The sequence below is a fragment of the Kitasatospora sp. NPDC032757 genome, from assembly GCF_055579305.1.
Map to the genome: position 1 here is coordinate 228,993 of NZ_JBVINN010000005.1, position 24,573 is coordinate 253,565.

The window sequence follows — 24,573 nt, forward strand, 5'->3', positions numbered from 1 at the left end:
TGGGCTACCTGTGGCTACAGGGGCTCCGGAGGGGAGCGGGGATGGTCCCCGGGGGGCGTTCGTCGGTCATTACGACCGTCGTATGTGCAACCTGGGACCGGTTTCGGCCGTCTCTCTGTGTGCAGTGCGCCCGGGAGGACGGGCGCCGCGTCCGCCGGTGAAAGGTACACGGATGTCAGGTCAGTGGGGCGAGGGCCCGGCTCGTGGTGACGACGCGCCCGGTGCGCTCACGACCGACGGTGGCGATGGCGCGGTGCCGCAGCCGCGGGCCGGCGGGCGGGCCGAGGCCCGGCGCGCGGCCCAGGGCAAGGGTGCGCAGGGCAAGGGCGCGCAGGGTAAGGACGGCCAGGCGGCCCCCGATGCGTCGGCGGCCGGCGGCCGGGCGGCGGCGCGCAACAGCCGCAAGCCGAAGAAGAACGTGAAGAAGATCGTGGCCTGGTCGGCGGCCGGCGTGCTGGTGCTGATAGCCGGCGCGGGCGGCGCGATCTACCTCAAGCTCAACGGCAACATCAAGTCCTTCGACGCGGACGCCATCGCCGCCGACCGCCCGCCCGAGGCCCAGGCCGACGCGGACGGCAACAAGCCGGTCAACGTGCTGCTGATCGGCTCCGACAGCCGCGGAAAGAACAATTCCGACCTCGGCGGCGGCGGCGAGGTCGGCGGTGCCCGCTCGGACACCACGATCCTGCTGCACGTCTACGCGGACCACAAGCACGCCGTCGGCATCTCGATCCCGCGCAACGCCAAGGTCGCGATCCCGCCCTGCAAGCTGCCGAACGGCAAGTGGACGAAGGGGGCGTCCAGCGACCTGTTCAACGCTGCCTTCTCCATCGGCGGGACGGACGAAGGCAACCCGGCCTGTACCCAGAACACGGTCGAGAAGCTCACCGGCATCCGGGTCGACCACACCATCGTGGTCGACTTCCAGGGCTTCTCTGCGATGACCAAGGCCGTCAACGGAGTGGACATCTGCCTGCCGAAGCCGATCTACGAGGGCGACATCAACCCCAAGCTCCCCAAGAAGGGCAGTGTCGTCCTGCCGCAAGGCAAACAGAAGGTGGAGGGGCAGCAGGCGCTCGACTACGTGCGGCTGCGCCACGGCATCGGCGACGGCTCCGACATCGGCCGGATGAAGCGCCAGCAGGCATTCCTCGGTTCGCTCGCCTCCAACATCAAGGGCCAGGGCCTCAACCCCACGACCCTGCTGCCGCTTGCCGACGCCGCCACCAAGTCGATGACCGTCGACCCCGGTCTCTCTTCCGCCGACAAGCTGCTCTCCTTCGGCCTCTCGCTGAAGAACATCGACATGCACGACCTCAAGTTCGTGACGGTGCCCTGGCGTTACCGGACCCAGGACATGGACCTCGACATCGTCGAGGCGGACGCCAAGAAGCTCTGGGACACCATCAGGGCCGACCGGACCATCGACGGCCAGAACGCCACCGGCGAGCAGCCGGCCGAGGCCACCACGCCCGCCGCCCCGAACACCCCGGCTCCCGCCGCGACCGCCTCGGCTTCCGCGCCCGCCTCAGACGCGGGCAACGCCGCCATCAAGGTGGCCGTCTACAACGGGACCACCACCACGGGGATGGACGGCAAGGCAGCCGAGCTGCTCAAGGGAGCCAAGTTCAACGCCACCAAGGCGGGCCCCGCGGCCAGCACCAAGCGGGCGACGACGGTGGTCGAGTACGGCTCCGGCCAGAAGGCCAACGCCCAGAAGGTCGCCGAGCTCTTTCCCGGGGCGACCGTCGAGGCCGGATCCTCGGCGGGCATCCTCGTGGTCGTGGGCAAGGACTTCGTGGCCGCCAATGGCGGCACGGCCTCCACGGCCGCCTCCGGCGCCCCGGCCGCGCCCGCAGCGCCCGCCCCGCTGCCCAGCAGCGTCACCGAGAACACCCGCTCGGCGGACGACGACATCTGCGCCGGCACCACCTACGGCAGTGGTGGATAACGCACGGTAGCGGCAGCAGAGAGCCGCCGTACAGGCCCGGGGTGTGCCGACCCCGGGCCCTGTGCCATGGTGGCCGGAGGGGGACCGATCAGGGGGGGCGCAGGCCCGAAAGGCGGACCCCATGGCCGAGATCGCCCTGCAGCTCGACATCGCCGCACCCCGTGCCGTCGTCCTCGCCGCGCTCAACACCCACGACGGGCTCACCAGCTGGTGGACCACCGAGGTGGACCGTGACGGGGACGTGCTGCTCTTCGACTTCCCCGGCGTCCCCGAGCCGTTCCGGCTGCGCCGCGAGCGCGCCGACCGGGACCGGGTGGTCTGGACGAACGTCGGCACCTTCCCGCCGCACTGGGCCGGCACCTGGATCAGCTGGGACCTCGCCGGCCAGCCCGACGCCCCCGACCGCACCCGGCTGCTGTTCCGCCACGGCGGGTGGCAGCCCGGCACCGAGGACGGCGTGCCGATGGTGGCCGGCACCTGGGCCGAGCTGCTGGTCCGGCTCAAGGACTACGCGCAGAGCGGCAAGGTGCAGCCGTACTTCGTGAAGCCGGCGCCGCACGACTCGTAGCCCGCCGGGCCGTACCCGTCTCCCCCGCCAGGCGTCGCCCCCCGCCGTCCCCCGCCGGGCGCCGTCCGGTGGCGGGAACGCGGGGCCGCGGCGAAGGTGGGCGGTGTGCCGCCGGTCCGGCCGCGCATCCGCCGTACCCGCGCCCCGAGCACGACCTGCAGCCGGGACCGGCCGTGGCCCCCGGCCGGCCGTGGCGGAGGACCATCGCCCTTGGAGGCCCAGCAATGCCCGAAGTCACCGCTCCCTACAAGCCCGGCACCCCGTGCTGGGTCGACCTGATGACGAGCGACCAGCAGGCCGCGCTCGACTTCTACCGCGACCTGTTCGGCTGGCAGGGCGAGATCGGCCCGCCCGAGTTCGGCGGATACGCGATGTGCCTGCTGAACGGCAAGCCGGTCGCCGGGATCATGGCGCAGATGGCCCCCGAGGGCCAGCCCGTCCCGCCGGTCTCCTGGACCACCTACCTGGCCTCGGACGACGCCGACGCCACCGGCAGGGCGATCGCCGGGAGCGGCGGCACGATCCTCTACCCGGTGATGGACGTCGGCACGGTCGGCCGGATGCTGGTCGCCGCCGACCCGACCGGCGGGGTGTTCGGCGTCTGGCAGAAGGTCGACTTCATCGGCGCCGGCATCGTCAACGAGCCCGGTTCGCTGGTCTGGAACGAGCTGAACACCACGGACACCGACGCCGCCGGGGCGTTCTACGAGCAGGCGGTGGGCCTGCGCCCGGGGACCGTCGAGGGCATGGAGGGCTACTTCTCGCTCAACGCCGGCGACCGCATGGTCGGCGGCATGCAGAAGCTGCCCGACTACCTGGCGCCCGGTACGCCCCCGCACTGGCTGACCTACTTCTCGGTGGACGACACCGACTCCACCGTGGACGCCCTGGTCAAGGCCGGTGGCTCGGTGCTCCAGCCGCCGTTCGACATGCCGTCCGGCCGGATGGCGGTCGTCCAGGACCCGCAGGGTGCCGTCTTCGCGGTGATCGCCTCGCCCGACTCCCCGTAACGTGCCCGATCCCGCGTACGGCCCCGGAAGCCGTCCGTTCCCGCGACGCGCCGCCGGGAATGGGCGGCTTCCCGCTGTCCGCGGGTAAGACTGCACCCATGCTGGGGCTTCCGGACGACATCCGTGCTTTCCTCTTCGACCTCGACGGGGTGCTCACCCAGACCGCCAAGGTGCACGCCGCGGCCTGGAAGGACACCTTCGACGCCTTCCTGAGCGCCGAAGCGGCCCGCAGCGGCGGGCAGTTCGTCCCCTTCGACGCCGTCGACGACTACGACACCTACGTCGACGGCCGCCCGAGACTCGACGGCACCCGGGCCTTCCTGCACAGCCGTGGCGTCGACCTGCCGGAGGGCACCGACGCCGACCCGCCGGGCGCCCGCACCGTGCACGGGATCAGCCTGGCCAAGAACGACACCGTGCTGCGGATGATCCGCGAACAGGGCGTCCAGCCGTACGAGGGCTCGGTCGCGTACGTGCACCGGCTGCGGGCGCTCGGGCTGCCCAGCGCGGTGGTCTCGTCCAGCGCCAACTGCCGTGACGTGCTGCGCGCCGCCGGGATCGAGGAGCTGTTCGACGTGATCGTGGACGGCGTCGTCGCCCGGCGCGAGGGACTGCCGGGCAAGCCCGCACCCGACACCTACCTGGCCGCCGCCCGGGCACTCGGCGTCGGGCCCGCGCACGCCGCCGTCTTCGAGGACGCGCTCGCCGGGGTCGCCTCCGGGCGGGCCGGCGGCTTCGGTGCGGTGGTCGGCGTGGATCGCACCGGCCAGGCCGCCGAACTGCGCCGCCACGGCGCCACCGTGGTCGTCAACGACCTCGCGGAGCTGCTCGAAGGGGGCTCGGCATGACCGGACTGGACAACTTCACCGTCGACCCGTGGCAGATCGCCGAACAGGGCCTCGACCTGGCCGCGATGGCTCGCGCCGAGTCCGTCTTCGCGCTCTCCAACGGTCACATCGGCCTGCGCGCCAACCTCGACGAGGGCGAGCCGCACGGCCTGCCCGGCACCTACCTCAACGGCGTCTTCGAGCTGCGCCCGCTGCCGTACGGCGAGGGCGGCTACGGCTATCCGGAGTCCAGCCAGAGCGTCATCAACATCACCAACGGCAAGATCATCCGGCTCCTGGTCGACGACGAGCCGTTCGACCTGCGCTACGGCGAACTGGTCAGCCACCGGCGGTGGTTGGACTTCCGGGACGGCCTGCTGCGGCGCGAGGCGGAGTGGACCTCCCCGGCCGGGCGGACCATCAGGGTGCACTCCACCCGGCTGGTCTCGCTCACCCAGCGGGCCATCGCCGCCGTCGAGTACACCGTGGAGGCGGTGGACGCGCCGGTGCGGATCGTCCTCCAGTCGGAGCTGGTCGCCAACGAGCAGCTGCCCGGCGGGCCCGAGGGCGACCCCCGGGTGGCCGCCGTGCTGGAGGCCCCGCTGATCGCCGAGGTGCACCACGCCGGCGGCAGCAAGGCCGTCCTGGTGCACCGCACCCGCTACAGCGGCATCCGGGTCGCCGCCGGGATGGACCACGTCATCGAGGGGCCGGACCGGCTGGACACCGTCGCCGAGGCCGAGGCCGACCACTGCCGGATCAGCGTCACCACCCTGCTCGAACCCGGCGAGAAGCTGCGGCTGGTCAAGTTCATGTCCTACGGCTGGTCCGCGACCCGCTCGCTGCCCGCCGTCCGGGACCAGGTGGAGGCCGCGCTGACCGCCGCCCGGTACACCGGCTGGGGCGGTCTGGTCGCCGAACAGGCCCGTTTCCTCAAGGAGTTCTGGGAGACCAGCGACGTCGAGATCGAGGGCGACGTCGAACTCCAGCAGGCCGTCCGGTTCGCCGTCTTCCACGTGCTCCAGGCCGGCGCCAGGAGCGAGGAACGGGCCATCCCCGCCAAGGGGTTGACCGGCCCGGGTTACGACGGGCACAGCTTCTGGGACACCGAGACCTTCGTCCTCCCGGTGCTCACCTACTGCCTGCCCTCCGCCGTCAACCAGGCACTCCGCTGGCGCCACACCACTCTCCCGCTGGCCCGTGACCGGGCCACCCAACTCGGGCTCTCCGGCGCGGTGTTCCCGTGGCGGACGATCCGCGGCGAGGAGTGCTCCGGCTACTGGCCGGCCGGCACCGCGGCGTTCCACATCGGCGCCGACATCGCCGCCGCCGTCGCCCGCTACGTCCGGGCCACCGGGGACGTCGAGTTCGAGCGCGAGTACGGCCTGGAACTGCTGGTCGAGACCGCCCGGATGTGGCGTTCGCTCGGCCACCACGACGCCGTCGGCAAGTTCCGCATCGAGGGCGTCACCGGACCGGATGAGTACAGCGCCGTCGCCGACAACAACGTCTTCACCAACCTGATGGCGCAGACCAACCTGCGCGCCGCCGCCGAGGCCGCGGGCCGGCACCCGCGCGAGGCCGCCGCGCTCGGCGTCGACACCGAGGAGACCGCCGCGTGGCGGGACGCCGCCGCCGCGATGTTCGTCCCGTACGACGAGAACCTCGGCGTCCACCCGCAGGCCGACGGCTTCACCGACCACCAGTTCTGGGACTTCGAGCACACCCCGCCCGAGAACTACCCGCTGCTGCTCCACTACCCGTACTTCGACCTGTACCGGAAGCAGGTGGTCAAGCAGGCCGACCTGGTGCTCGCCATGCAGGTCCGCGGCGACGCCTTCACCGACGAGCAGAAGGCCCGCAACTTCGCCTACTACGAGCGGCTGACCGTCCGCGACTCCTCGCTCTCCGCCTGCACCCAGGCGGTGATCGCCGCCGAGGTCGGCCAGCTGGACCTCGCCTACGACTACACCGCCGAAGCCGCCCTGATGGACCTCCACGACCTCGGCGGCAACACCCGCGACGGCCTGCACATGGCCTCGCTCGCCGGTACCTGCGTCGCCCTGGTGGCCGGTTTCGGCGGGCTCCGGGACCACAGCGAGACGCTCTCCTTCCGGCCCCGGCTCCCGGCCGGGCTGATGAAGCTCGGCTTCTCGCTGATGGTGCGCGGCCAGCTGCTCGGTGTCCGGATCACCCACGACGGCACGACGTACACGCTGCGCCGCGGCGAGGTGATCCACCTGCGGCACGACGGCGAGGCGGTGCAGGTGAAGGCGGGCGCACCGGTCACCGTCCCGACCGTCGTCCCGCCCGTCCAGGAACGGTGCAGCCAGCCCCCCGGCCGTGAACCGGCCCGCCGCCAGCCCCAGGCCGGCGTCGTCGCCGGCACCCTGGGCCCGGGCCCGGACCACCTCGCGGCGGAGTAGGGGTCCCCGGCTGCTTCACCCCTTCGGCCCCTCCCCGCATGCGTCGTGCCCCCTCCCGTCCGAGGGTGCAGGTGTCCTGTGGCAACCGGCGGCCGGTGAAGGAGTGCCCCCGTGGTGAGTGTGGCCGAGCAGATGGTGGAGGTGCTCCGGCAGGCCGGGGTGGAGCGGGTGTACGGGGTGGTCGGCGACAGCCTCAACCCGGTGGTGGACGCGATCCGCCGGGCCGAGGGGATCAGCTGGGTGCACGTCCGCAACGAGGAGGCCGGCGCCTTCGCGGCCGCCGCCGAGGCCGAGCTGAGCGGGCGCCTCGCGGTCTGCGCGGGCTCCTGCGGCCCCGGAAACACCCACCTGATCCAGGGGCTCTACGACGCCCAGCGCAGCGGCCTGCCGGTGCTCGCGCTGGCCTCGCACATCCCGTCCGCGCAGATCGGCACCGGCTTCTTCCAGGAGACCCACCCCGAGCGGGTGTTCACCGACTGCAGCACCTGGTGCGAGATGGTCTCCACCGCCGAGCAGATGCCCCGCCTGGTCCGCGTGGCGATCCAGCACGCGCTGGGTGCCCACGGCGTCTCCGTGCTCGTCTTCCCCGGTGACGTGGCCGCGCTGCCCGCCGCCGGGCCGACCGGGACGAGCCACTTCCTCACCGAGCAGGCGGTGGCCGCCCCGCCCTGGTCGCAGGTGCAGGCGCTCGCCCGTGCCCTCAACGAGGCCGGCCGGGTGGCCCTGTTCTGCGGCGCGGGGGTGCGCGGGGCGCACGCCGAGGTGCTGGAGGTCGCGGAGGCCCTGCACGCACCGGTGGGGCACTCTCTGCGGGGCAAGGAGTGGATCCAGTACGACAACCCGTACGACGTCGGGATGAGCGGCCTGCTCGGCTACGGCGCCTGCCACGAGGCGCTGCACTCCGCCGACCTGGTGCTGCTGCTCGGTACCGACTTCCCCTACGACTCCTTCCTGCCGCAGGCCCGCACCATCCAGGTGGACCACGACGCCACCCGGCTGGGCCGCCGCACCCCGCTCGAACTCGCCGTCCACGGCGACGTCTCGGCGACCCTGCGCGCCGTCCTGCCGCTGCTGGAGACGAAGAGCGACCGCACCTTCCTGGACGACATGCTGCGCAAGCACTGGCGGGCGCTGGAGGACGTGGTCGGCGCCTACACCCGGGACATCGAGAAGCACCTGCCGATCCACCCCGAGTACGTGGCCTCGGTGCTGGATGATGTGGCCGCCGACGACGCGGTGTTCACCGTGGACACCGGGATGAACAACGTCTGGGCCGCCCGCTACCTGCGGCCCAACGGGCGCCGCCGGGTGATCGGCTCGTTCCTGCACGGCTCGATGGCCAACGCCCTGCCGCACGCGATCGGCGCCCAACTGGCCTGCCCCGGGCGGCAGGTGGTGGCGATGGCGGGTGACGGCGGGCTGTCGATGCTGCTGGGCGAGCTGCTCACGGTGGCGAGGCACCGGCTGCCGGTGAAGACGGTGGTGTTCAACAACGGCGCGCTCGGCATGATCAAGCTGGAGATGCTGGTCTCCGGCTACCCGGAGTCGGAGATCGACAACGGGGACGTCGACTACGCGGGGATCGCCCGGGCGATGGGCATCCCGGCGAAGCGGGTCACCGATCCGGCGCGGGTGCGGGAGGTGCTGGCGGAGGTGCTGGAGCGGCCCGGCCCGGCGCTGGTGGACGTGGTCACCGACCCGAACGCGCTCTCCATCCCGCCGCACATCACCGCCGCCCAGCTGAAGGGCTTCGCCCTGGCGGCCGGGCGGACGGTGCTCTCGGGCGGGGTCGGTCGCATGATCGACCTGGCCCGGAGCAACCTGCGGAACATCCCCCGGCCGTAGCGGCGCCGGGCCTCGCGGGGCGGGTCCGCCGGGGTCTCGTGCGGCCGGGCTGCCGAGGTCTTCCGGGGCCGGCCCGACGGGGCCTTCCGCGGGGGCCTCCCGGGGCGGTTGGCCTCCGCGGTTTGCCTCTGAGGCAACTTTCTTGCCCCTGCGGCACGCCGGGTGTCCACTGGTCCCATGACCACCAGCCCACCCGGCCCCTCCACCCCCGGCGGCCGGCCCGACGACCAGGAGGTCGTCGGCCTCGCCGCGAGGCTGCGCGAGCACCGGCTCGGCAGCCGCCTCACGCTGGAGGTCGCCGCCGCCCGGGTCGGTCTCTCCCCAGCCTATCTGTCCCGGCTGGAGACCGGCCGCCGGCAGCCCTCGCTGCCCGTCCTGCTGGGCCTCGCCCGCGCCTACGGCACCTCCGTCTCCGGCCTCCTCGGCGAGGCCCTGGTGGAGCCGGACCCGGTGGTGCGCGGCGGCGCGATCGAACCGGGCCGCGCGGGCGGCTGGGGCTACCGCCGGGCCGGCGCCCCCGGCCGTGCCATGCAGGCGCTGCGCGTGCACGTCCCCCCGGGCGTGCAGGACGCCGTGGTCCGGGTCCACCCCGGTGAGGAGTGGCTGTACGTCCTCCAGGGCCGGCTGAGGCTGACCCTCGGCGACCACGTCCACCTCCTCGCAGAGGGCGACTCCGCGCACTTCGACTCGCTCACCCCGCACTGCATCGCCGCCGAGTCGGCGGACGGGGTCGAACTGCTCTTCGTCCACACCCTGCTGCAGAGCCCCGGCGGCGAACTCTGCCTCGGCGGCGGCCCTGCCGCACCCCACTGACCGTACGTCAGAACTCCTGGAGGAGATCTCCCATGGCCGATCCCGCCACCACCGTCACCGGGCCCGCCGCTTCCGTCGGAGCCCCTGTTGCCGACGCCCCCAAGACCATCGACGCCGGCAAGTGGGCCAACCGCCGGGTCGGCATCCGGGTGCTGATCTACATGGTCGCCACCCACGCCTTCGCGGGCTTCATCATGCTGCTCTTCGAGCTGGGCAACCGCAACAATTGACTTCCGCTCCCGACGAGTCCCGGTCTTACCCGCGCTCCACAGGCTGTCACCGCCAGTCCGGCGGCCTTGACGATGCTGACCGCCGCGTTGATGTCCCGGTCGAGGACGGTCCCGCACGCCCTGCACGTCCACTCGCGGATGCGCAGGGGTTTGGGGCCGTCCTCGACACCGCATGCGGAGCAGGTCTGAGAGGCCGGCTCGAACCTTCCGATGCGGAGGAAGGTGCGCCCGTACCGCGCGGCCTTGTACTCCAGCACGGACACGAAGGCCGACCATCCGGCATCGTGGACCGACTTGGCCAGGCGTGCACGGGCGAGCCCCTTCACCGCCAGGTTCTCAACGGCCACCGCTTGGTTCTCACAGATGATCTTCGTCGAGAGCTGGTGATGGAACTCGCGCTTTCAGCAGTCCCGCAGCAGCTCGCAGAGCGCGTCCAGGGCGGCCGGGAAGTCGCGGTCGGGCGGGGTCCCGTAGCCGACCACCAGGGCGGGCGGGGCGTCCGGGGCGGAGCCGGGCTCGGCGAGGTGCCGGGTGAGGCCGCTGAGGACCAGTCCGGCGGCCTCGGCGCGGGCCAGCAGCTCGGCCTCCGGCGGTGCGCCGGGCGGCAGTTGCAGCACGGCGTGCAGCCCGGCGGCGATGCCCGTCACCCGGACGTGCGGAGCCCGCTCGGCGAGCGCCGCGACGAGTAGGTCGCGGCGGCGCCGGTAGTGCAGCCGGGAGCGGCGGACGTGCCGGTCGTGGGTGCCGGAGGTGATCAGCTCGGCGAGGGTGAGCTGGTCGAGCACCGGCGACATGGTGTCCGCCAGCTGCTTCAGCCGGGCCACCGGCTCGACCAGCGCGTCCGGCAGCGCCAGCCAGGCCAGCCGGAGGCCGGGGGCGAGGCTCTTCGCGGCCGTCCCCGCGTACACGACCCGCTCGGGGTCGAGCGCCTGCATCGCGCCCAGCGGCTGCCGGTCGTAACGGAACTCGCCGTCGTAGTCGTCCTCGATCACGTAGCCGTCGTGTTCGCGCGCCCAGGTGACGGCGGCGGCCCGGCGTTCGGCGGCCAGCGCCGCGCCGGTCGGGAACTGGTGGGCGGGGGTGAGCAGGACGGCCGCGTCCCGCCGCCCGTCCAGCAGGTCGGTGCGGGCGCCCGCCTCGTCCAGCGGCAGCGGGACGGCGGCGAGCCCGGCGGCGCGGACGATGGCGCGCTGCGGCGCCAGCCCGTAGGCCTCGACGGCCAGCGACGGGGCGGCGCGCTGGTGCCGGGGCCGGCGTTCGCGCAGGGCGGTGCAGAGCAGGCCGAGCCCCTGCGTGAACCCGGCGCAGATCAGCAGGTGTTCCGGGTCGGTCCGCACGCCGCGCACCCGGGCCAGGTAGTCGGTGAGCGCCTGCCGCAGTTCGATCCGCCCCAGCGGGCTGCCGTAGTCGAACGCCTCGTGCGGCGCGGTGGCGAGCGCCCGCCGGGCGGCCGCGAGCCAGGCGCTGCGCGGGAAGAGCGAGACGTCCGGCCGCCCCGGCATCAGGTCGTACCGGCCGGTGGGGCGGCCGCGCGGCGCGCCCGCCGCCCGCCGGCCCGGGCGCGGTGTCGTCCGCTCGGCCACCGTGGTGCCCGAGCCCTGCCGCGAGGTGAGCCACCCCTCGGCGGTGAGCTGCCCGTACGCCTCGACCACGGTGTTCCGGGCGATCCCGAGGTCCTCGCCGAGCGCCCGGGAGGACGGCAGCCGGGTGCCGGGCGCCAGCCGCCCGTCCTGCACCGCCTCCCGCAGTGCGTCCTCCAGCGCCGCCCGCACCCCGGCCCCGGCGGCCCGCCGCCCGGTGAGGTCGAGGTGCAGGTCGCCGCCGAAGGTGGTCCACGCGGAGGTGCGGGAGGTGGCGCGGGAGGTGGTCATGGGCTGAGGGGCCGTTCCGTGCGTTCCGTTGCCGAGGCTGTCCGTACGGGGATTATCGCCCTTCTCCCGCGCGGGCTTTCCCGCTGGTCGCGTTCCGGGCCCCGCGGCTCCACGACGGCCACGACGCGGCCTCGAACGGCGTGGGAGGGCACGCCGCGTCGGGCCGGGTGCCCCGCCCGCCCGGCCGGTTATCGTCCTTCACAGCACCGACGGATCAGAGCTGGGGGATGTGACAGGTGATCGGGGAAGATTTCCAGGCGCAGCAGTTCGAGGAGCAGCGGCACCAACTGCGGGCGGTCGCCTACCGGATGCTCGGCTCGCTCAGCGAGGCCGAGGACGCCGTGCAGGAGACGTGGCTCCGGCTCAGCCGCACCGACACCACCGAGGTGGCCAACCTCGGCGCGTGGCTGACCACCGTGGTCGGCCGGATCTGCCTGGACCTGCTGCGCTCGCGCACGGCCCGGCGCGAGGACCCGCTGCAGGACCAGGACGGGCGGTTCCGGCTGCCGGACCCGGTGGTCGGCCCCGCCTTCGGCGCCGTCGACCCGGAGCACGAGATCCTCATGGCCGACTCGGTCGGCATCGCGCTGATGGTCGTCCTGGAGACGCTCGCCCCGGCCGAGCGGCTCGCCTTCGTGCTGCACGACCTGTTCTCCGTGCCCTTCGACGAGATCGCGCCGATCCTCGGCCGCACCTCGGCCTCCACCCGGCAGCTCGCCAGCCGTGCCCGCCGCCGCGTCCAGGGCGCCGCCCCGGCCCCCGACAGCGACCTGGCCAAGCGCCGCGAGGTGGTGGAGGCCTTCCTCACCGCCTCGCGCGCCGGGGACTTCGACGCCCTGCTCGCCGTCCTCGACCCCGAGGTGGTGGCCCGCTCCGACGGCGGCACGCTCCGCCCGAGTGTGCTCCGCCGCGGCGCGGCCGACGTGGCCTCCCAGGCGATCACCTTCGCCCGCTTCGCCCAGGACGGCTGCCCGGTGCTCATCAACGGCGCGCCCGGTGTGCTCTCGCTCGCCGACGGCAAGCCGCTCTCGCTCATGGCGTTCACCGTCCACGGCGGCCGGATCATCGCGATGGACTTCCTCACCGACCCGGAGCGCCTGGCCCAGCTCGACCTGTCGGCCCTGCTGGACGGCTGAGGCCGGGAGCGTCTCCGCGCGGCGGGCCGCACCCGGCCCGCCGCGCGGCCGCCGTCGGCCTGCCCCGCGTTCCAGCAGGTCGGCAAAGGTCCGAAAAAACTCCGAAGTAATCTGTCGACGGGTGTCGAGGGCGTGGGAGTCGCTCCGACTGAAGGGTGACAGCGCGCCGACGGGGCGCGCGGGACGGGGAGGACACCCGAGATGAAGTACGTCGCGATGATCTACGGCAACCAGGCCAAGTGGGCGTCGTTCCCGGCCGAGGACTGGCCCGAGGCGATCGCCAAGCAGGACGCGTTCAACAAGAAGTACCGCGGGAGCGGCGAGCTGATCGGCGCCTACGGCCTCGCCGACGCGGCCAACGCGCAGCTGGTCCGCCGCGAGGCAGGCCTGCCGGCCGTCACCGACGGCCCGTACCTGGAGACCAAGGAGTACGTCGCCAGCTTCTACCTGCTGGACTGCGACAGCCTGGAGCGGGCCCAGCAGATCGCCGCCGACATGCCGTTCGCGGACGTCGACCCGGTCGAGCTCTGGCCGGTCCTGCACGACGCCGCGGCGGACGTGTGACCGCGCTGCTCCCGGACGGCATCGAGGGCCTGCTGCGCGAACTCGCGCCGCAGGCCCTCGGGGCGCTCGTCCGCCGCTACGGCGTCTTCGACGCCTGTGAGGACGCCGTGCAGGAGGCCCTGCTCGCCGCGGCCCTCCAGTGGCCCGAGGCCGGCATGCCGGAGAACCCGCGCGGCTGGCTGGTCACCGTCGCCTCCCGCCGCCTGGTCGACCAGGTGCGCAGCGAGACGGCCCGCCGCCGCCGCGAGGACGCCCTCGGCCTGGCCACCCCGCAGTCCGCACTGCTCAGCCACGCCGCCGACGCCCGGCCGGACGCCGACCGGGACGACTCGCTGGCGCTGCTCCTCCTCTGCTGCCACCCCGCGCTCTCCGCGCCCAGCCGGATCGCGCTGACCCTGCGCGCCGTCGGCGGCCTGAGCACCGCGCAGATCGCCGCGGCCTTCCTGGTCCCCGAGGCGACCATGGCCCAGCGGATCAGCCGGGCCAAGGCGACGATCAAGGGCCTGCCCCTCGCCGCGCCGCAGGGACCGGAGCGGGCCGAGCGCCTGGAGGAGGTCCGGCAGGTGCTCTACCTCGTCTTCAACGAGGGCTACACCACGACCGACGGCGCCGACCTCACCGCGCCCGAGCTCTCCACCGAGGCGATCCGCCTCACCCGGTTGCTCCTGCGGCTGGCCCCCGAGGACGCCGAGACGGCCGGCCTGCTCGCCCTGATGTTGCTCACCGACGCCCGCCGCCCGGCCCGTACCGGCCCCGGTGGGGAACTGGTGCCGCTGGCCGAGCAGGACCGGGGGCAGTGGGACGCGGGGCTCGTCACGGAGGGCGTGGAGCTGATCAGCCGTACCCTGCCGCGCGGACAGGTCGGCCCGTACCAGCTCCAGGCGGCCATCGCGGCGGTGCACGACGAGGCCACGGACGACGCGTCCACGGACTGGCCGCAGATCCTCGTCCTGTACGGCCTGCTGGAGCAGTTCGGGCCTAACCCGATGGTGACGCTCAACCGCGCGGTCGCCGTCGCGATGGTGCACGGGCCTGCCGCGGGGCTGGAGCTGCTCGCCACGCTGGAGGCCGACAAGCGGATGGCCCGCCACCACCGCCTGCTCGCCACCCGGGCCCACCTTCTGGAGTTGTCGGGCGACAAGGCGGGTGCGGTGGCCGCCTACCGCGAGGCCGCCCGTCGCACCACCAGCGCGCCCGAGCGGCGCCACCTGACGGAATGCGCACGGCGTTCGGAGGCCACGGTATGAGGTTCGTCGTTCGTGACGGGGTGCGGCTCGCCTGCCGCGACTCCGGCGGCCCGGGGACGCCCGTGGTGCTGCTGCACGGGCTGGCCGGCCACGCGGGGGAGTGGGACGCCGTTGCGCGGAGCCTCGGCGCCCGGCACCGCGTCGTCGCCGTCGACCAGCGCGGCCACGGCGCCAGCGAGCGCCGGCCGCAGGACGTCTCGCGAGCCGCGTACGTGGCCGACGTGGTCGCGGTGATCGGGCAACTCGGCCTGGAACGCCCGGTCCTGGTCGGCCAGTCCTACGGCGGTCACGCGGCGATGCTCACCGCTGCCGCACACCCGTCGCTGGTGAGCGGCCTGGTCCTGGTCGAGGCCGGGCCGGCCGGGTCCGACCCGCAGACGCAGGCCGGAATCGCCGGCTGGTTCGACTCCTGGCCGACGCCGTTCCCCTCCCGCGAGGCCGCCGTCGCGTTCCTCGGCGGCGGGCCGGTCGGCGAGGGCTGGGCGGCGGGCCTGGAGGAGCGCGACGGCGGGTGGTGGCCGCGCTTCGACCGCGACGTGATGGTCGCGTCGCTGGACGAGAACGCGCAGCGCTCCTGGTGGGACGAGTGGGCGGCGGTGGCCTGCCCGACCCTCGCCGTCCTGGGCCAGTCCGGCATCATCGGCGCCGAGGAGATCGACCGCATGCTCCGCACCCGGCCGGCGACGGTCGCCGTCGGCGTCCCCGGCACGGGCCACGACCTCCATCTCGAACGCCCTGCCGAGCTGGCGCGGTTGATCGGCGAGTTCGTCCGGTAGGCCCGTGCCCGCCCGCTCGGCCCGTGAACGCCTGCTCGGCCTCTGCCGGGCCGCTCACGTCGCGTCGGCGTACAGCTCCTCCACCAGCCGCGCGACGGCTTCCGGCTCGCGCAGCGTCGGGTAGTGGTCGGAGCCCGCCAGCCGGATCAGCCGGCAGCCGGGGATCCGGGCCGCCATCTCCTCGTTGCAGCGCACGACCGCCGGCCGGTCCTGCTCCCCCAGCGCCAGCACGGTGGGTGCGGTGATCTCCCCGAGCCGGCCGAAGGCCGGCGCATCGGTCTCCTGGTACCCGACGTTGCTGAACCAGGCGGGCAGGACCGCCCGGAGGTGCGCGGCGCCGACCGGATCGGCCTCGGGCGTGCCCCCGCCGGCCAGCCCCCAGAGGCCCAGCCCGAGCCGGACGACGCCCTCCAGGTCGCCGGCCGTGGCCAGCCGCTGCACGTTCTCGTACAGCTCGGTCTCGTCGAGCCCGTCGTACCCGGTGACCCCGGGGACGAACAGCGCGAGGCCCGCCACCCGCTCCGGGGCGTCCAGCGTCAGGTTGATCGAGGCGGCCCCGCCCATGCTGGAGCCGACCAGGACCGCCCGCGCCAGCCCGAAGTGGTCGAGCACCGCGGCGAGGTCCTCGGCCGGGGAGTACGCGGCCGTGGGCGCGGGCGACCGCCCGTAGCCGCGGGCGTCGAAGCGGATCACCCGGTGCTGCGCGGTGAGCGCAGGGAGCACCGGGTCCCAGACGGTCGAGTCGCCGACGCCCGGGTGGACCAGGACCAGCGGCAGCCCGTCCCCTCCCGAGTCCTCGGCCCAGAGTTCACCGCTGGCGACAGGCACCGTGGTTTCCATGACGCCCAGTCTGTTCGACCGGACGACCCGCCGCCATGAGGTGTCGGCCCTTTGGCGGGAAATTCCCCCCGTCCGGAACGGCCCGCAGGCGGCCTCGCCCGCCGGCCGGACAGGACCTAAGGGGTGCGGGCGAAGGAACGGCGGTAGGAGCGCGGCGGTACGCCCCGGCGGCGGACGAACTGGGCCCGCAGGACGGCCGCGCTCCCGTAGCCGACGCGGCGGGCGATCTCCTCGACCGGCAGGTCCGTGGTCTCCAGCAGCTCCTCGGCGCGGTTCAGCCGCAGGTTGAGCAGCCAGGCGTGGGGGGTGGTGCCGGTCGCGGCGGTGAAGCGGCGGGCGAAGGAACGCCTGCTCATCAGGGCCCGGCGGGCGAGTCCGGCGACGGTGAGCGGCTGGTCGAGGTGTTCGTGGGCCCAGGTCAGGGCGTCGGTCAGGCGTTCGTCCCGGCAGTCCTCGGGGGCGGGGCTGGTCAGGTACTGGGCCTGGCCGCCCTCGCGGTGGGAGGGCAGCACGAGGTCCCGCGCGATGGCGTTGGCCGTCGCGGCGCCGTACTCGCGGCGCAGGAGGTGCAGGCACAGGTCGAAGCCTGCGGCGGCTCCGGCGCCGGTGGTGATCCGGCCCTCGTCGACGTAGAGGGCGTCGGGTTCCACGGTGACGCCGGGGTAGCGGTCGGCCAGCAGGCCGGCGAAGCGCCAGTGCGTGGTGGCGCGCCGGCCGTCGAGCAGCCCGGCCGCGGCGAGCGCGAAGGCGCCGACGCAGTGCGCGGCGACGATCGCGCCGCGCCGGTGCGCCGTGGTCAGCGCATCGAGGACGTCGGGCCCCGGGGGCGTCCGGAAGCCGGTCCAAGGCAGCGTGATCACCAGGTCGGCCGTGGCGAGCCGGTCCAGGCCGTGCTCGACGGTGAGCGGCAGTCCGACGTCGCTGCGGACCTGCCCGGGCCGGTCGGTGCAGAGTGCGAAGTCGAAGCTCGGCAGTCCCTGGCCGCGCGCGTCGAAGACCTCGGAGGCGATGCCGGCCCCGAGCAGGCCCACACCGGGCGGGGCGTACGCGGCGACGGTCACGAAAGGCGGCATGCGGGGAGTGTGGCACCCTTCCCCGGCTCCTGGCACGTTTCCTGCGATCAGTGGCAGCACGGCCACTCGTGGGGGACCGGCCGGCACCGAAGAATTGAGGGCATGACAGACGCTCCCCTGGGCCGCACCGCCGCCTACACGATCCTGACCACCGGCTACACCCTGTCCACCGGCCCCGGGGTCGCCGCCACGGTCTCCTACGTACGTGACGGCGACCGCCACGTGATCGTCGACCCCGGCATGGTGGCCGGCCGGGACCGGATCCTCGGCCCGCTCGCCGAACTGGGGCTCGGCCCGGACGACATCACCGACGTGGTGCTCAGCCACCACCACCCGGACAACACCATGAACGTGGGCCTTTTCGGCAGTGCCCGCGTCCACGACCACAAGGCGATCTACCAGAACGACCAGTGGACCGACCGCGACGCGGAGGGCTACGAGCTCACCCCGTCCCTGCGGCTGATCCGCACCCCGGGGCACAGCCCCGAGGACATCACGCTGCTGGCGGGTACGGAGACGGGCGTCGTGGCCTTCGTCGGTGATCTCTGGTGGCGTCCCAACGGCCCGGTGGTCGACCCGGTGGCCCCGGACCTCGACGGCCTGCGGGCCTCCCGCCTCCGGGTGCTCGCGGCCGCGGACCTGCTCGTCCCCGGCCACGGCGGCCCCTTCCCGGCCGACGAGAGCGCCCCCCTGTAACCGCGGGCTCGCGGACCTGGCCGAACCCGCGCGGCCGGCCGCCGTCCGCGCGTCGTACGGCTCCGCCGGCTACGGCCCGCCGGCCCGCTCAGTCGAACCGCGGGCCGGTCCTGCCGGTGAACGGAAAGAGCGGATAGCCGTCCGTGCAGTCGCCCCCGGGCGGCGTGTACGGCCAGTCCATCCCCAGCCGGTACAGCAGGGTGAGCAGGACGACGGCCACGACGGGCGCCGTCCACCGGGTGGCGCGTCCGCCGGGGAGGGGCCGGCGGCGCAGCGCGAGTTGGAGGAGGAACACCAGCAGGCTCATGCAGAGCCAGACCACGGGCATCGCCATCTGCAGCCCGGTGTTGTTGCCGACGTCGTTCCCGAGCGGGCAGTCCGCCCACGACCGGACGGTCCACACCGTGCCGGCGCAGACCCCGACGGCGGAGAGGGCGGGTCCCAGGAGAAACCACCCGCAACCCGGCGCCGAGCCGGCCGACCTGCCCGCTGCCCGTGACTCCCGCATTCCCCTGCTCCCCCGTCGGACGACCACCGCGTCGGCCGCGCACCGCGTCGGCCGCGCACCGTGAAGCCGGACCCGCCGGCCTCCGGTGCGGCCGCCGGGCGGACCTTGTCGGCAGGGACCGCGGGACGCTCGCTCCCGGTTCCCCCGGCAGCCCGGGCGCGTGGTGCCAGGGACCGCCGGGAGTGCACCGCGGCCCGGCGCCCGTCGGCCGGGGGCGGGCGCGCTCGGCCGGACATGACCTAGAGGACCCGGCGCCAGCCGCCGTCCGCCGGACCGCCCACCGGCGCGGGGCCGAAGTCGTAGCGCACGCCGCCGGGGCCGAAGGCGAGCAGGGAGATCGAGGACGAGCCCCAGATCCGCCCGTCCCCGAACTCGCGCCGCTGGACCAGTGCCGCCGGGTCGTCCAGGGCGAGGCCGTCGCCGGAGACGATCGGCAGCCACGCGCCCCACGCCTGCTCCGTCCCGACGGCGTCCGCCGTCGGCTCCGGCCGCGCGGCGGCCTCGAAGCGGGCGCGGAAGTGGGCGGCGCGGGCGGCCATCAGTGAGCGGACCAGCTCCGACGCGGTGCGGTCCGCGGCCATGCCCTCCAGCCCGTCGTTGAGCACGACGCTCAGGCCGGGCGGCAGTTCGCGCTCCTCCGGCCGGCTGCCGCCCCAGCTCAGCACCCGTGCACCGGCCGGCCCCGCCAGGACGAGGTGGAACGGGTCGTACCGCTCCAGGTCGAGGTGCCCGATCCCGCCGTCCCGGACGGCGGTCAGCGGCAGCTCGCCGCGGGAGAGCCGGGCCTGCGCCGGGGCCATGGCGCCGAAGCCGTTCAGCAGGCAGGCCGCCACCGGGTCGGCGCCGGGGCGGACCGCCAGCCACGTCCCGCCCGCCGCGAGGTCCAGCCCGCCGATGGTCGTCGGGTGTCCGGGCCAGTGGTGGTCCGGCGGCGACCAGCGTCGCCCGGCGTACTCGTCCCGGACGGACAGCAGCAGCACCGGAACCGCCGACGACGGCTCGATGCTGACGAACGCGGTGCACACGCGCAGGGCCCCCTGACCTCGCCGACTCCGGGCGGCCCACGGGTACCGCCCTCCCCGTGATCCTCGCACGAACGTTCGCGTCCGGGCAGGGTCGGGCCGTCCCCCTTCCGCCGTTCCCGGGCCGCACCCGGGCGGACCGGCGGGCCTGGTGGCCCGACCGCCGAGTGGCCCACGATTTCCGGGCTCGAATGGGCCGGGCCGTCAGTCCACTCCCCGCCTAGGGTGGCAGGTATGACGACGACGACCGAGACCACCACCGTGCCCGCCCCCGAGCAGCGGATCTCCCTCCCCGACCTCGCCCCCGACTTCTACCAGGCCATGTTCGCGCTGGAGCGCGGCGCCCGGAAGGGCGTGGACCCGACGCTGGCCGAGCTGGTCAAGGTGCACGCCTCGATGATCAACGGCTGCGCCTTCTGCATCGACATGCACTCCACCGATGCGGTCAAGAACGGCGAGCAGAACCACCGGCTGCTCTCCCTCCCGGCCTGGCGCGAGACGTCCTGGTTCACCGCCAGGGAGCGGGCCGCCCTCGCGCTGACGGAGTCGGTCACCCTGCTGACCGAGGGGCACGTCCCGGACGCCGTCTACAACGAGGCCGCCGAGCACTTCGAGCAGGCCGAACTGGCCCAGCTGATCGCGCTGATCATCACCATCAACGCCTGGAACCGGATCGGCGTCACCTCCCGCCTCAGCCCGGCCGCGAAGTAGGGACCACCGGACATGACCGACACGATCGACAGCCGGCGGCAGAAGGCCCGCAGGCTCCGCGAACTGCACCGCCCCGGCGAGCCCTTGGTGCTCGCCAACGTCTGGGACGCCGCGGGTGCGCGCCTGGTCGCGGCCGCCGGTGCGCAGGCCGTCGCGACGGCCAGCGCCAGTGTCTCCTGGACGCTCGGCAGCGCGGACGGGGACGCGGCGGACCGGGACGAGGTGCTCGCCCAGACCGCGCTGGTCGTGCGCTCGGTCGGGCTGCCGGTGACGGCGGACCTGGAGACCGGGTTCGGCGCCACCGCCGCCGAGGTCGGCGGGACGGTGGCGGCCCTGCTCGCCACGGGCGCGGTCGGCGTGAACCTGGAGGACGCCGCCCGGCCGGCCGATGAGGCCGCCGAGCGGATCGCGGCGGCCCGGGCGGCGGCGACGGCGGCCGGGGTCGACCTCTTCATCAACGGCCGCACCGACGTGTTCCTCCATCAGATCGGCGACCCGGCCGGCCGCCTGGACGAGGCGGTCGCCCGCCTGCGCGCCTACGTCGAGGCGGGCGCGGACGGGGTGTTCGTGCCCGGCGTGGCCGACCCGGAGACGATCGCGGCGCTGGTCGCGGCCGTCCCGGCGCCGCTGAACGTGCTGGCGGGCCCGGGCTCGCCGTCCGTGCCGGAGCTGGCGAAGCTGGGCGTGGCCCGGGTCAGCCTCGGGCCGGGCCTGGCCAAGGTGGCCTACGCGGCGGTGCGCCGGGCCGCCGAGGAGGTCTACGGCGCGGGCACCTACACCGCCCTCGACGGCGGCCTCACCTACCAGGAGCTGAACGCCCTGGCCGAAGGCTGAGCGAGCCGCCGCCCCCGGGAAGACCGTTCACGGAGCGGGTGGTTCACCGGGCGGGTGGTCCGGGTACGCGCGGGGGCGCACCCGGACCACCCGCCCGGCGGAGAAGGGGGCGGGACGGCGGGCCTCAGTTCAGGACCGGCCCGCTGATCCCCGGGTGGGTCATCTGGTTGTTGCCGACGGCCTCCACCTGCTGCGCGAGGTGGCCGGCCAGCGGCAGCTTGCCGGCCTCGTGCAGGGCGAGGTCGGTGGGGGAGAGGTTGAGGTCGCTGGAGAGGCCGTCCAGCGCGTCCGGCTGCGAGGCGGTCGAGGTCGTGGCGGACGCGGCGGGGGCGGCCAGCGCGAGGCCCGCCATGGTCAGGGCGGCCAGGGTGGCGAGCTTCTTCACGGAACCCCCAACGACCCGGCCGCCCCGAGGTCACACCCGATCCGTCAGACGGTCACCCGCAGCGTCCTCACGCTGTTGCTGATGAACGACCCGATCGGCTCGGCCGGGCCCTCCTCGGCCAGGGCCAGCCCGGGGAACCGCTCGAACAGGTACCGCAGCGCCGTCTCCGCCTCCAGCCGGGCGAGCCCGGAGCCGAGGCAGAAGTGCGGGCCGTGGCCGAGCGAGAGGTGCCGGTTGGGCTGCCGGGTGAGGTCGAAGCGGTCGGCGTCCTCGTAGTGCCCGGAGTCCCGCCCGGCGGCGGCGTACGAGGCGAGCAGCGCCTCGCCGCGCCGGATGACGACGTCCCCGACCGGGATGTCCTCGGTCGCGTACCGCAGCGGGAACTGCCCGACCGGCGAGTCGTAGCGGAGCGTCTCCTCGACCACCGCGGACCACGGCGCCGTGCCGTCCAGCACCAGCCGCAGCTGGTCGGGGTGGGCGAGCAGGGCGCGGACGGCGTTGGTGATCAGGTTGAGCGTGGTCTCGTGGCCGGCCACCAGCATCAGCAGCAGGGTGCCCACCAGCTCCTGCTCGCTGAGCCGGTCCCCGGCCTCGCGGGCGGCGATCAGGTCGGTGGTGAGGTCGTCGCCGGGCTCGGCGCGCTTGGCCGCGATGACCGAGGCGAGCAGGGCGAACAGGCCCTGCTGGGCGGCGATGGCGGCCTCGGGGGTGGCGGAGCTGGAGACCAGGGTGTCGGAGAGCTCGTGCAGTTCGTCCTGCTGCTTGGGCGGCAGGCCCAGCAGCTCGCCGATGACCTGCATCGGCAGCGGGTAGGCGAAGTGCTCGCGCAGGTCGAACCCGCCCTCCAGCGTGGCGACCTGGTCGAGGAGCGCCACCGTCCGGGCCTCGATCGCGGGCTGCAGCTCGGCGATCCGGCGCGGGGTGAAGGCCTGGCTGACCAGGCCGCGCAGCCGCCGGTGGTCCTCGCCGTCGGCGGTGACCATGCCCGGCACGGTCACGAAGTTCAGCAGCGGCCAGCCCTTGGGCAGCCGGCCCTCGGTGAAGGTCGTCCACAGCTGCGGGTTCTTGCCGACGCGCGGGTCGGCGAGCAGCTCCTGAAGGGTGTCGTGGTGGGTTATCGCCCAGACCACCACCCCGCCAGGGAGTTCCACCAGGACCGCCGGCCCGGCTGCCCGGAGCCGGGCGTTCTCGCCGTGCTGGTCGCGTCCGAAGGGGTCGAGCCGGACGGGCTCGGGGCGGCCGGGGCCGGGCCGGTGGTCGGCTCGGTCGTGCTCGGGTGCGGCGGTGTCCATGCGGGCCTCTCGGGTGCGGGAAGGCGGGGCGGGGTGAAGGCGCTGTACAGCACCGGCAGGCTGACCAGGGCGCGCGACCACGGCGACGGTCGCCAGGCCAGGTCCTGCGGAGGCACTGCCAGTTGGAGGTCGGGCAGGCGGTGCAGCAGGGTCTCGACGGCGGTCTCGACGATGATCCGGGCCGGGTGCTGGGCCGGGCAGACGTGCCTGCCGGCGCCCCAGGCCAGGTGGGCCCGGTTCCCGCCGAGGGTGCCGTGCGCGGCGGACGCGGCGCCCTGGGCGGCCGGGTCGGCGTTGGCCGCGGCCAGGCCGAGGACGAGCATGTCGCCGGCGCTGATGTACTGGCCGCCGAGCACGGTGTCGCCGGTGGCCCAGCGGCCGGGGAAGTTCTGGGTCGGCGGGTCGCGCCAGAGCACCTCCTCCAGCGCGTCGGCGACGGTGAGCCGGCCGCCGGTGAGGGTGGCCCGGAACCGCCGGTCGGTGAGCAGCAGCCGCAGGGTGTTGCCGGTCCAGTTGATGCTGGTCTCGTTGCCCGCGACCATCATCACCACCAGGTGGTGGACCGCCTCCTCGTCGGTCAGCGCGGCCGGGTGGGCCAGCAGCCAGGAGGTGAGGTCGGCGCTGGGCGTGGTGCGCCGCCGCCGGACGAGGTCGACCAGGATGGCCTGGAACTCCGCGTTGGCCCGGACGGACTTCTCGCTGCTGTCGACGAAGTGGCTGATCAGCTCGATGAGACGGGGCCCGGCCTCGGCGGGCAGGCCGATCAGCTGGGTGAAGACCAGCAGCGGCAGCCGGCGCGCGTACTGGGCGACCAGGTCGGCGGTGCCGTCCGGGCCCCAGCTGTCGATCAGGGCGTGGGCGGCGGCCTCGGTGGTCTCGCGCAGCTGGCGGTGGTCGATCTGGGCGAGCGTGTCGGAGACGGCGGCGCGCAGCCGCTGGTGCTCGGCGCCGTCCAGGTTGAGCAGGGTGGGCCGCCAGGCGGTCATCGGCAGCAGCCGGGAGTCGGCGGCGAGCCGGCCCTCGGCCGGGACCCGCCAGCTACGCGAGTCCTTGGAGAACAGGGCCTCGTTGCGGGTGAGTTCGAGCAGCTCGGGGTAGCCGAGCACCAGCCAGGCCTCGACGCCGGGCTCCAGCTCGATCGGCGCGACCGGGCCGTACTGTGCGCGAAGCCGGGCGTACAGGCCGTGCGGGTCGTCGGCGACGGCGGGCCCGTGCAGCTGCGCCAGCGGCACCCCGGCGGGGAAGCCGCCGCCGGTGGGGACGCCCCCGCCCGGCGTGCCCCCGCCGGCGTGTGCCGGGCAGCCGGGCGGGGGGCCGGGGGGCGGAGCCAGGGGCGGAACGGCCGTACCGGGCTCGGGGGTCGTCATCGTTGGAGCTCCAGGACGGCGGTGGCGTGCAGGTGGCCGACGAAGTCGATCAGCAGGTCGTACGCGGCCCGCCGGTCCCGCGCGTCGCAGTACAGGATCGGCACGTCGGGCAGCAGGTCGAGGGCGGAGCGCAGCTCCTCCTCGGGGTAACTCGGCGTGTCCGGGAAGGTGTTGACGGCCACGGCGAACGGGATCTGCTGCTCCTCCAGCCGCCCGAGCACGTCGAAGCTCTCGTCCGGCCGTCGCAGGTCCACCATGGCGATGGCGCCGAGCGCACCGCGCGAGAGGTCGTCCCAGAGCGGCCAGAACCGCTGCTGGCCGGGAGTGCCGAAGAGGTACAGGGCGAGCCGCGGGTTGAGCGTGATCCGGCCGAAGTCCAGCGCGACGGTGGTGGTGGTCTTGTCGCCGCGCCCGGTGAGGTCGTCGATGCCGCTGCTGGCGGCCGTCATGGTCTCCTCGGTGCGCAGCGGGGTGATCTCGCTGAGCGAGCCGACCAGCGTGGTCTTGCCGACCCCGAACGGGCCGGTGACCAGGATCTTGACCGCACCCTGCACGGAGGAGGGCAGGTACTGCGGCTCGGC

Annotated in this window: 24 protein-coding genes and 1 pseudogene; 15 read left to right on the forward strand and 10 right to left on the reverse strand. The window is 74.2% G+C overall.

What is annotated here, in order from left to right:
- Positions 1-172 precede the first annotated feature (172 nt).
- The 8 genes from ACZ5WK_RS10565 (at position 173) to ACZ5WK_RS10600 (ending at position 9,670) form a co-directional block, all read left to right on the forward strand.
- Positions 173-1,951, forward strand: coding sequence for an LCP family protein (locus tag ACZ5WK_RS10565; protein ID WP_465546880.1), 1,779 nt, complete (start codon positions 173-175; stop codon positions 1,949-1,951).
- A gap of 121 nt (positions 1,952-2,072) precedes the next feature.
- Positions 2,073-2,519: an SRPBCC family protein gene (locus tag ACZ5WK_RS10570; RefSeq protein WP_465546882.1), complete on the forward strand. Its 447-nt coding sequence runs from the start codon at positions 2,073-2,075 to the stop codon at positions 2,517-2,519.
- Positions 2,520-2,743: 224 nt separating this feature from the next.
- Positions 2,744-3,529, forward strand: coding sequence for a VOC family protein (locus tag ACZ5WK_RS10575; RefSeq protein ID WP_465546883.1), 786 nt, complete (start codon positions 2,744-2,746; stop codon positions 3,527-3,529).
- Between the two features lie 98 nt (positions 3,530-3,627).
- Positions 3,628-4,377, forward strand: a complete 750-nt coding sequence (locus tag ACZ5WK_RS10580) for an HAD family hydrolase (RefSeq protein WP_465546885.1) — start codon at positions 3,628-3,630, stop codon at positions 4,375-4,377.
- Positions 4,374-6,782 carry a glycoside hydrolase family 65 protein gene (locus ACZ5WK_RS10585; RefSeq protein ID WP_465546887.1) on the forward strand — a complete coding sequence of 803 codons (2,409 nt, stop codon included), beginning with the start codon at positions 4,374-4,376 and terminating at the stop codon, positions 6,780-6,782. The genes ACZ5WK_RS10580 and ACZ5WK_RS10585 overlap by 4 nt, the downstream gene beginning before the upstream one ends.
- Before the next feature lie 111 nt (positions 6,783-6,893).
- Positions 6,894-8,627, forward strand: a complete 1,734-nt coding sequence (locus ACZ5WK_RS10590) for a pyruvate dehydrogenase (RefSeq protein ID WP_465546889.1) — start codon at positions 6,894-6,896, stop codon at positions 8,625-8,627.
- 177 nt (positions 8,628-8,804) lie between these two features.
- On the forward strand, positions 8,805-9,440 hold the full coding sequence (locus ACZ5WK_RS10595) for a helix-turn-helix domain-containing protein (RefSeq protein ID WP_465546891.1): 636 nt from the start codon (positions 8,805-8,807) through the stop codon (positions 9,438-9,440).
- Positions 9,441-9,472: 32 nt separating this feature from the next.
- Positions 9,473-9,670: a DUF6126 family protein gene (locus tag ACZ5WK_RS10600; RefSeq protein WP_465546893.1), complete on the forward strand. Its 198-nt coding sequence runs from the start codon at positions 9,473-9,475 to the stop codon at positions 9,668-9,670.
- Here ACZ5WK_RS10600 and ACZ5WK_RS10605 read toward each other — a convergent pair.
- Both ACZ5WK_RS10605 and pdxR read right to left on the reverse strand, forming a co-directional pair.
- A pseudogene (locus ACZ5WK_RS10605) lies at positions 9,598-10,071 on the reverse strand (RNA-guided endonuclease TnpB family protein); the annotation flags it as partial. The gene ACZ5WK_RS10600 and the pseudogene ACZ5WK_RS10605 sit on opposite strands and share 73 nt — an antisense overlap.
- Positions 10,072-11,541, reverse strand: coding sequence for a MocR-like pyridoxine biosynthesis transcription factor PdxR (gene pdxR, locus ACZ5WK_RS10610; protein WP_465546895.1), 1,470 nt, complete (start codon positions 11,539-11,541; stop codon positions 10,072-10,074).
- Between the two features lie 236 nt (positions 11,542-11,777).
- Between pdxR and ACZ5WK_RS10615 the strand changes: the two genes are divergently transcribed.
- From ACZ5WK_RS10615 to ACZ5WK_RS10630, 4 genes are all read left to right on the forward strand, one after another.
- Positions 11,778-12,677 carry a sigma-70 family RNA polymerase sigma factor gene (locus ACZ5WK_RS10615; protein ID WP_465546897.1) on the forward strand — a complete coding sequence of 300 codons (900 nt, stop codon included), beginning with the start codon at positions 11,778-11,780 and terminating at the stop codon, positions 12,675-12,677.
- A 201-nt stretch (positions 12,678-12,878) separates the two neighbouring features.
- Complete coding sequence (locus ACZ5WK_RS10620; RefSeq protein WP_465546899.1) at positions 12,879-13,241, forward strand: YciI family protein; 363 nt, start codon at positions 12,879-12,881, stop codon at positions 13,239-13,241.
- Positions 13,238-14,488: an RNA polymerase sigma factor gene (locus ACZ5WK_RS10625; protein WP_465546900.1), complete on the forward strand. Its 1,251-nt coding sequence runs from the start codon at positions 13,238-13,240 to the stop codon at positions 14,486-14,488. Before ACZ5WK_RS10620 ends, ACZ5WK_RS10625 begins: the two co-directional genes overlap by 4 nt.
- Positions 14,485-15,264: an alpha/beta fold hydrolase gene (locus tag ACZ5WK_RS10630; protein ID WP_465546901.1), complete on the forward strand. Its 780-nt coding sequence runs from the start codon at positions 14,485-14,487 to the stop codon at positions 15,262-15,264. The genes ACZ5WK_RS10625 and ACZ5WK_RS10630 overlap by 4 nt, the downstream gene beginning before the upstream one ends.
- A 54-nt stretch (positions 15,265-15,318) precedes the next feature.
- Here the strand turns inward: ACZ5WK_RS10630 and ACZ5WK_RS10635 are convergent, their stop codons facing one another.
- A complete protein-coding gene (locus tag ACZ5WK_RS10635) occupies positions 15,319-16,104 on the reverse strand; it encodes an alpha/beta fold hydrolase (RefSeq protein ID WP_465546902.1) in 786 nt (261 codons plus the stop codon).
- 116 nt (positions 16,105-16,220) lie between these two features.
- Positions 16,221-17,177, reverse strand: coding sequence for a GlxA family transcriptional regulator (locus tag ACZ5WK_RS10640; RefSeq protein WP_465546904.1), 957 nt, complete (start codon positions 17,175-17,177; stop codon positions 16,221-16,223).
- Between the two features lie 102 nt (positions 17,178-17,279).
- On the opposite strand from ACZ5WK_RS10640, the gene ACZ5WK_RS10645 reads away from it, so the two are divergent.
- Complete coding sequence (locus ACZ5WK_RS10645; protein WP_465546906.1) at positions 17,280-17,873, forward strand: MBL fold metallo-hydrolase; 594 nt, start codon at positions 17,280-17,282, stop codon at positions 17,871-17,873.
- Between the two features lie 88 nt (positions 17,874-17,961).
- On the opposite strand, the gene ACZ5WK_RS10650 is transcribed toward ACZ5WK_RS10645, so the two are convergent.
- Together ACZ5WK_RS10650 and ACZ5WK_RS10655 are read right to left on the reverse strand one after the other, a co-directional pair.
- Positions 17,962-18,276 (reverse strand): hypothetical protein, encoded by a 315-nt coding sequence (locus tag ACZ5WK_RS10650; RefSeq protein ID WP_465546908.1) that lies wholly within the window; start codon positions 18,274-18,276, stop codon positions 17,962-17,964.
- A gap of 344 nt (positions 18,277-18,620) precedes the next feature.
- Positions 18,621-19,406, reverse strand: a complete 786-nt coding sequence (locus ACZ5WK_RS10655) for an NRDE family protein (RefSeq protein WP_465546910.1) — start codon at positions 19,404-19,406, stop codon at positions 18,621-18,623.
- Between the two features lie 231 nt (positions 19,407-19,637).
- Here ACZ5WK_RS10655 and ACZ5WK_RS10660 point away from each other — a divergent pair, with 231 nt between their 5' ends.
- The gene (locus ACZ5WK_RS10660) at positions 19,638-20,114 is read left to right on the forward strand and encodes a carboxymuconolactone decarboxylase family protein (protein ID WP_465546912.1); all 477 of its coding nucleotides are present in this window, start codon (positions 19,638-19,640) and stop codon (positions 20,112-20,114) included.
- 12 nt (positions 20,115-20,126) lie between these two features.
- Positions 20,127-20,948, forward strand: coding sequence for an isocitrate lyase/PEP mutase family protein (locus tag ACZ5WK_RS10665; RefSeq protein WP_465546914.1), 822 nt, complete (start codon positions 20,127-20,129; stop codon positions 20,946-20,948).
- Between the two features lie 124 nt (positions 20,949-21,072).
- Here ACZ5WK_RS10665 and ACZ5WK_RS10670 read toward each other — a convergent pair whose 3' ends face one another.
- The 4 genes from ACZ5WK_RS10670 to ACZ5WK_RS10685 are packed head-to-tail and all read right to left on the reverse strand — an operon-like array spanning position 21,073 to position 24,558.
- A complete protein-coding gene (locus tag ACZ5WK_RS10670; protein WP_465546916.1) occupies positions 21,073-21,333 on the reverse strand; it encodes a hypothetical protein in 261 nt (86 codons plus the stop codon).
- Between the two features lie 44 nt (positions 21,334-21,377).
- Complete coding sequence (locus ACZ5WK_RS10675) at positions 21,378-22,484, reverse strand: cytochrome P450 family protein (protein WP_465546918.1); 1,107 nt, start codon at positions 22,482-22,484, stop codon at positions 21,378-21,380.
- Positions 22,448-23,992, reverse strand: a complete 1,545-nt coding sequence (locus tag ACZ5WK_RS10680) for a cytochrome P450 (protein WP_465546920.1) — start codon at positions 23,990-23,992, stop codon at positions 22,448-22,450. The genes ACZ5WK_RS10675 and ACZ5WK_RS10680 overlap by 37 nt, the downstream gene beginning before the upstream one ends.
- Positions 23,989-24,558 (reverse strand): GTP-binding protein, encoded by a 570-nt coding sequence (locus tag ACZ5WK_RS10685; protein WP_465546974.1) that lies wholly within the window; start codon positions 24,556-24,558, stop codon positions 23,989-23,991. Before ACZ5WK_RS10685 ends, ACZ5WK_RS10680 begins: the two co-directional genes overlap by 4 nt.
- Positions 24,559-24,573: the final 15 nt, after the last annotated feature.

Coding starts and splice junctions, on each gene's coding strand:
- ACZ5WK_RS10565 (WP_465546880.1), top strand. CDS start 173: ATGTCAGGTCAGTGGGGCGAGGGCCCGGCTCGTGGTGACGACGCGCCC.
- ACZ5WK_RS10570 (WP_465546882.1), top strand. CDS start 2,073: ATGGCCGAGATCGCCCTGCAGCTCGACATCGCCGCACCCCGTGCCGTC.
- ACZ5WK_RS10575 (WP_465546883.1), top strand. CDS start 2,744: ATGCCCGAAGTCACCGCTCCCTACAAGCCCGGCACCCCGTGCTGGGTC.
- ACZ5WK_RS10580 (WP_465546885.1), top strand. CDS start 3,628: ATGCTGGGGCTTCCGGACGACATCCGTGCTTTCCTCTTCGACCTCGAC.
- ACZ5WK_RS10585 (WP_465546887.1), top strand. CDS start 4,374: ATGACCGGACTGGACAACTTCACCGTCGACCCGTGGCAGATCGCCGAA.
- ACZ5WK_RS10595 (WP_465546891.1), top strand. CDS start 8,805: ATGACCACCAGCCCACCCGGCCCCTCCACCCCCGGCGGCCGGCCCGAC.
- ACZ5WK_RS10600 (WP_465546893.1), top strand. CDS start 9,473: ATGGCCGATCCCGCCACCACCGTCACCGGGCCCGCCGCTTCCGTCGGA.
- pdxR (WP_465546895.1), bottom strand. CDS start 11,541: ATGACCACCTCCCGCGCCACCTCCCGCACCTCCGCGTGGACCACCTTC.
- ACZ5WK_RS10620 (WP_465546899.1), top strand. CDS start 12,879: ATGAAGTACGTCGCGATGATCTACGGCAACCAGGCCAAGTGGGCGTCG.
- ACZ5WK_RS10630 (WP_465546901.1), top strand. CDS start 14,485: ATGAGGTTCGTCGTTCGTGACGGGGTGCGGCTCGCCTGCCGCGACTCC.
- ACZ5WK_RS10635 (WP_465546902.1), bottom strand. CDS start 16,104: ATGGAAACCACGGTGCCTGTCGCCAGCGGTGAACTCTGGGCCGAGGAC.
- ACZ5WK_RS10640 (WP_465546904.1), bottom strand. CDS start 17,177: ATGCCGCCTTTCGTGACCGTCGCCGCGTACGCCCCGCCCGGTGTGGGC.
- ACZ5WK_RS10645 (WP_465546906.1), top strand. CDS start 17,280: ATGACAGACGCTCCCCTGGGCCGCACCGCCGCCTACACGATCCTGACC.
- ACZ5WK_RS10660 (WP_465546912.1), top strand. CDS start 19,638: ATGACGACGACGACCGAGACCACCACCGTGCCCGCCCCCGAGCAGCGG.
- ACZ5WK_RS10665 (WP_465546914.1), top strand. CDS start 20,127: ATGACCGACACGATCGACAGCCGGCGGCAGAAGGCCCGCAGGCTCCGC.
- ACZ5WK_RS10680 (WP_465546920.1), bottom strand. CDS start 23,992: ATGACGACCCCCGAGCCCGGTACGGCCGTTCCGCCCCTGGCTCCGCCC.